Consider the following 4,546-nt stretch of genomic DNA (forward strand, 5'->3'; position numbering starts at 1 on the left):
TTTCACCTTGCCGGTGTCGATGTATTTCTTCTTCAGCTCGGGATAGACGGTGTTGTGGAAGGTGGCGCAATGGCCGCAGGTCATCGAGGCATATTCGATGATGGTGACCGGCGCGTCGTCCTTGCCCTGAACCACGTCGCCGAGCGGGCCGGCCTGCATCAGTTCGACCGAACTCGGGGTCTGCGCCTGCGCGGCGCCGACAAAATCGCCGACCAGCGCAGAACCTCCGCCGAACGGCAGTGCGAGCACAGCCGACAAAGCGGCAGATGTGGCGAGAAACTGGCGGCGGGTAATGAGCACGGAGGACTCCTGCGGCTGAACCGGCAAATTCGCGGTCTGGCTAACCTGTCACGGGTCATGTGGCAATGCCGCGGCGGCTCCGCCACCGCCCGGATCGCCGTCACTTTCCCTTGATGGCGGCGCCGAGCCGCGCCAGCGCTCCCCGGAGCGCCGGATCGGCCTGTGCGGGAAGCGTTTCGGCAACGGATCGAACCGCTTGCGGGTCGAGCGCGCGATCGGGCGCGGGCGGCGCGCGGCGCAGCGGCGCCTGCCGGATCGCGATCCTGCCGATCGCGGCAAAGCCGAAATAGCGGTTCACCCGCTCCAGGATCACGCCGGACATGTGCTGGATTTCGATCGCCGCCGGGCCGGCCACGCGCAGCACCAGCGTGCCCGGCTCCGGCTTGTGGCCGTCGGGAACCCGCGGCCACTGGATTTTCAGCGGCTCGGCATATTGCGACACGTCGTGGCCGACGATGGCGGCCCAGCGCACCACAAGTTCGGACGAATTGAAGCCCTGCTTGCGGAAAGCGTCCGCAAGCAGCGCCCCGGCAATATCCGGCAGTGGACGGGCATGGCGCCGCGGCTTGTTCAAGGAATGCGCCTCTGTCACACCGAAAAGATGACGCTAGCAAACCGCAGGTCGCGGAAAAAGCGCGATGAATCAGGCGATTGCGCGCCACCCGCGGTTGCGCCGGCGGCCGCGCTCCTGGCCTGGTATGACCGGCACCGCCGCCGGCTGCCATGGCGGGCGGAAAGCGGTGAGCGTTCAGACCCTTACAGGGTGTGGCTCTCCGAAATCATGCTGCAGCAGACCAATGTGAAAACGGCCGGACCGTATTATGAGCGGTTCCTTCGGCGCTGGCCGACCATTGCAGAACTCGCCGCGGACAGGCTCGAAGAAGTCCTGAAGCTCTGGGCCGGACTAGGCTATTACGCCCGTGCTCGCAATCTTCACGCCTGTGCTCGCGCGGTCGTACACGATCACGGCGGCCGCTTCCCGCAGACCGAGGCAGACCTGCTCGCGCTGCCCGGCATCGGCGCCTATACCGCCGCCGCCATCGCCGCCATCGCCTTCGACCGCAAGGCCACGCCGGTCGACGGCAATATTGAGCGCGTGGTCGCGCGGCTTCATGCGGTCGAAGAGCCGCTGCCGCGCTCGAAGCCGAAAATCCGGGCGCTCGCCGCAGCGCTGACGCCGGACCGGCGCGCCGGCGATTTCGCGCAGGCGATGATGGATCTTGGCGCCACCATCTGCACGCCGAAGCGACCGGCCTGCGCGCTGTGCCCGTGGCACGCGCCCTGCATCGCGCGCAAGCGAGCGGACATCGAAAGCTTCCCGCGCAAGGCGCCGAAGGCCGAAGGCAAGCTGCGCCGCGGCGCGGCGTTCGTGGTCACGCGCGCGGATGGAGCATTGCTGGTACGCACGCGGCCGGACAAGGGCCTGCTTGCCAAGATGACGGAAGTGCCGACGACGGAGTGGACCCATCATTTCGATGAAGCCGACGTGCTGACGACGGCGCCGCTTGCAGCGCAGTGGCATCGCGTCGCCGGACTTGTCACGCACACATTCACGCATTTTCCCCTGGAACTCGCGGTGTATCGAACGCGCGTCGGAAACCATACGCAGGTGCCGGACGGGATGCGCTGGATCGCTGCAGCGGAGATCGAAGGCGAAGCGTTTCCGAACGTCATGCGCAAGGTGATCGCGCATTCCGAGCGCGGCTAGCGGAGCATTCTGCCGAATGCTACGCGGCGCAGCCGCGATGGAACCCGGCACGATGTCAGCGCGTTAACGCCGCAGGCCAATCACCACCAGGGAATTCTTGCACCGAATGATACGCGATGACGGACGCCGCCTTAAAGGCGATCTGGCGGATCACCATGGGCGTCTCTTCTGTGGCAATCCCCGGCGACCAGCCGCTGTGTCAAACAACTCATCGCTCTCCCTCGATATGATGTAAGTCCGCGAATGCGCGCCGCCCTGGACCAACAACGTCCCGACCGCATCGCATCGGCTCCCAGCGCCGCCATCCCCGGAGCAGACCATGCAAACGACAGAGCGCGGCGCACTCGGGCCTGAAGAGGTCGACCTGACCAATTGCGACCGCGAGCCGATCCATGTTCCGGGCCGGGTGCAGCCGCACGGTATCCTGCTGGCCTGCGACACCGACCTGTCGGTGGTGCGCCGCCACTCGCTGAACGCGCGGGAGATGCTCGGACTTCCGGAGCAGGACATCAACGGGCGCAGGCTGGAAGATCTGATTGGCGCCGACAATGCACATGAGCTACGTAACGCCTTGCTGCGGTCGGTCGATCCGGCGCGCCCGGGGCTGATCATGGGCCTGCGGCTACCGGGACGAGACGCCGCCTTCGACATCGCGGTCCATCAATTCAAGGGCAATGCGATCGTGGAATTCGAGCCCGCCGAGGCGCCTGCCTCCGGCTCACCGCTCGAGGTCGCGCGCGCCCTGATCGCCCGGTTGAAAACGGTCGCCAAGGTGGACGAGCTTTGCAATCGTACGGCGCGCTACCTGCGTGGCGCTCTCGGCTACGACCGGGTCATGGTTTACCGGTTTGCGCATGACGGGTCCGGTCACGTGATGACCGAGGCGAAAGCGCCGCAGCTCGACACCTTTCTCGGCCGTCACTTTCCGGCGAGCGACATCCCGCGGCAGGCGCGCGAACTTTATCTGCGTAACACCATCCGGGTGATACCGGATGCGAGCGGCGCCTTTGTCGAGATCGAGCCGGTCATCGACGCATCGGGAAATCCGCTTGACCTGTCTTTCGCCAGCCTGCGCAGCGTGTCGCCGATCCATTGCGAGTATCTGCGCAACATGGGCGTCGCAGCGTCGATGTCGATCTCGATCATCGTCGGCGGCCGGCTATGGGGATTGATCGCCTGCCACCATTACTCGCCGCGCCCGCTGCCGATGCCGGCTCGGATCGCCGCCGAGCTGCTGGGGGACTTCTTCTCGCTGCATCTCGAGGCCATGCTGCGCAAGCAAAGCCTGGATACCGCGACCGCGGCGCGGCGATCGCTCGACGGGCTTTTGCGCAACGTCGCGCATCACACCGACCTTGCACGCTTCCTGCGGGAGAGCATCTGCGATTTCGGCAAGTTGATGCAGTGTGACGGCGTGGGCCTGTGGATGCAGGGTCGGTGGACGGCCGATGGCTCGGTGCCGCCGGACGACGCGATTCCTACTCTCGCGCGGTTCATCAGCTCGGTCTCCGAAGGCCAGACCTGGGCGACGCACGCGCTGGCTGACAGCCTTCCGCAGGCGGAGGATTACAAGGCCGCGGCATCCGGCGTTCTCGCCATTCCGCTGTCGCACACCCCGCGCGACTACCTGTTCCTGTTCCGCAAGGAAGTGATCCAGACCATCTCCTGGGCGGGCAATCCGGACAAGCAATACGCAACCGGCCCGCACGGCGACCGGCTGACTCCGCGGAAAAGCTTTGCGATCTGGAAGCAGGCGGTCGAACGCCAGTCTACCCCCTGGAACCAGGCCGACCTCGACATCGCCGAAGCGACGCGGACCGCACTCCTCGAAGTGCTCATGCGCCACAGCGAGCTTATCACCGAGGAGCGGCGCAAGGCGGACCTGCGCCAGCGCATGCTGAACGAAGAGCTCAACCATCGGGTCAAGAACATCCTGTCGCTGATTAAGTCGCTGGTGTCGCATCCGGTCGAACCCGATCGCGACCTGATGGACTACATCACGTCGCTGCAGGGCCGCATCCAGGCGCTATCCCATGCTCATGACCAGATCATCCGTGGCGACGGCGGCGGCGCGCTGCGTGACCTCCTGGATGCGGAGCTGTCGCCCTATCTGCATCACGGCAGCACCATCACGCTGGACGGACCGCCGGTCGGACTGGACGCTCGCGCATTCTCCGTCATGGCGCTGGTGCTCCACGAACTCGCGACCAACGCTGCAAAATACGGCGCGCTGTCGAAGAACAGCGGAAAGCTCAGTGTCCGCTGGGAACGCACCGGCGAGGGCGGTTGCGAAATCGTGTGGCGCGAGAACGACGGCCCGGCGGTCCGGCCGCCCAAATCGCACGGCTTCGGATCGGTGCTGATCAATCGCAGCATTCCTTACGATCTCGGAGGAGAGAGCGACATCAGCTACGACGCCGGCGGGGTCAGCGCGCGCTTTTTGATTCCGGCCAAATACATCACGCATGCTTTGAAGTCGGAGCGGCGCAGCACCACGGAGGCGATCACCGACGCACCGCACGAAACGCTGGACGGTTT

General features: G+C 65.6%; 4 protein-coding genes. 2 read left to right on the forward strand and 2 right to left on the reverse strand.

Translation table 11 applies throughout. From position 1 onward, the window contains the following. On the reverse strand, window positions 1-300 hold a 300-nt coding region (locus AB7F49_RS38335; RefSeq protein WP_428532935.1), incomplete at its 3' end, for a thioredoxin domain-containing protein. Between the two features lie 100 nt (window positions 301-400). Continuing rightward, window positions 401-874 (reverse strand): DUF721 domain-containing protein, encoded by a 474-nt coding sequence (locus AB7F49_RS38340; protein ID WP_428532938.1) that lies wholly within the window; start codon window positions 872-874, stop codon window positions 401-403. A gap of 27 nt (window positions 875-901) precedes the next feature. On the opposite strand from AB7F49_RS38340, the gene mutY reads away from it, so the two are divergent. Both mutY and AB7F49_RS38350 read left to right on the forward strand, forming a co-directional pair. Beyond that, window positions 902-2,008 (forward strand): A/G-specific adenine glycosylase, encoded by a 1,107-nt coding sequence (mutY, locus tag AB7F49_RS38345; RefSeq protein ID WP_428532941.1) that lies wholly within the window; start codon window positions 902-904, stop codon window positions 2,006-2,008. 319 nt (window positions 2,009-2,327) lie between these two features. Next, window positions 2,328-4,546, forward strand: a 2,219-nt coding sequence (locus tag AB7F49_RS38350; protein WP_428532944.1) for an HWE histidine kinase domain-containing protein, incomplete at its 3' end; no start/stop codon positions are given.

It is taken from the genome of Pseudorhodoplanes sp. (assembly GCF_050250235.1).
Lineage (GTDB): Bacteria > Pseudomonadota > Alphaproteobacteria > Rhizobiales > Xanthobacteraceae > Pseudorhodoplanes.

Excerpts from the sequence above, each read along its gene's own strand:
- mutY (WP_428532941.1), top strand. The coding sequence starts at position 902 with ATGACGCTAGCAAACCGCAGGTCGCGGAAAAAGCGCGATGAATCAGGC.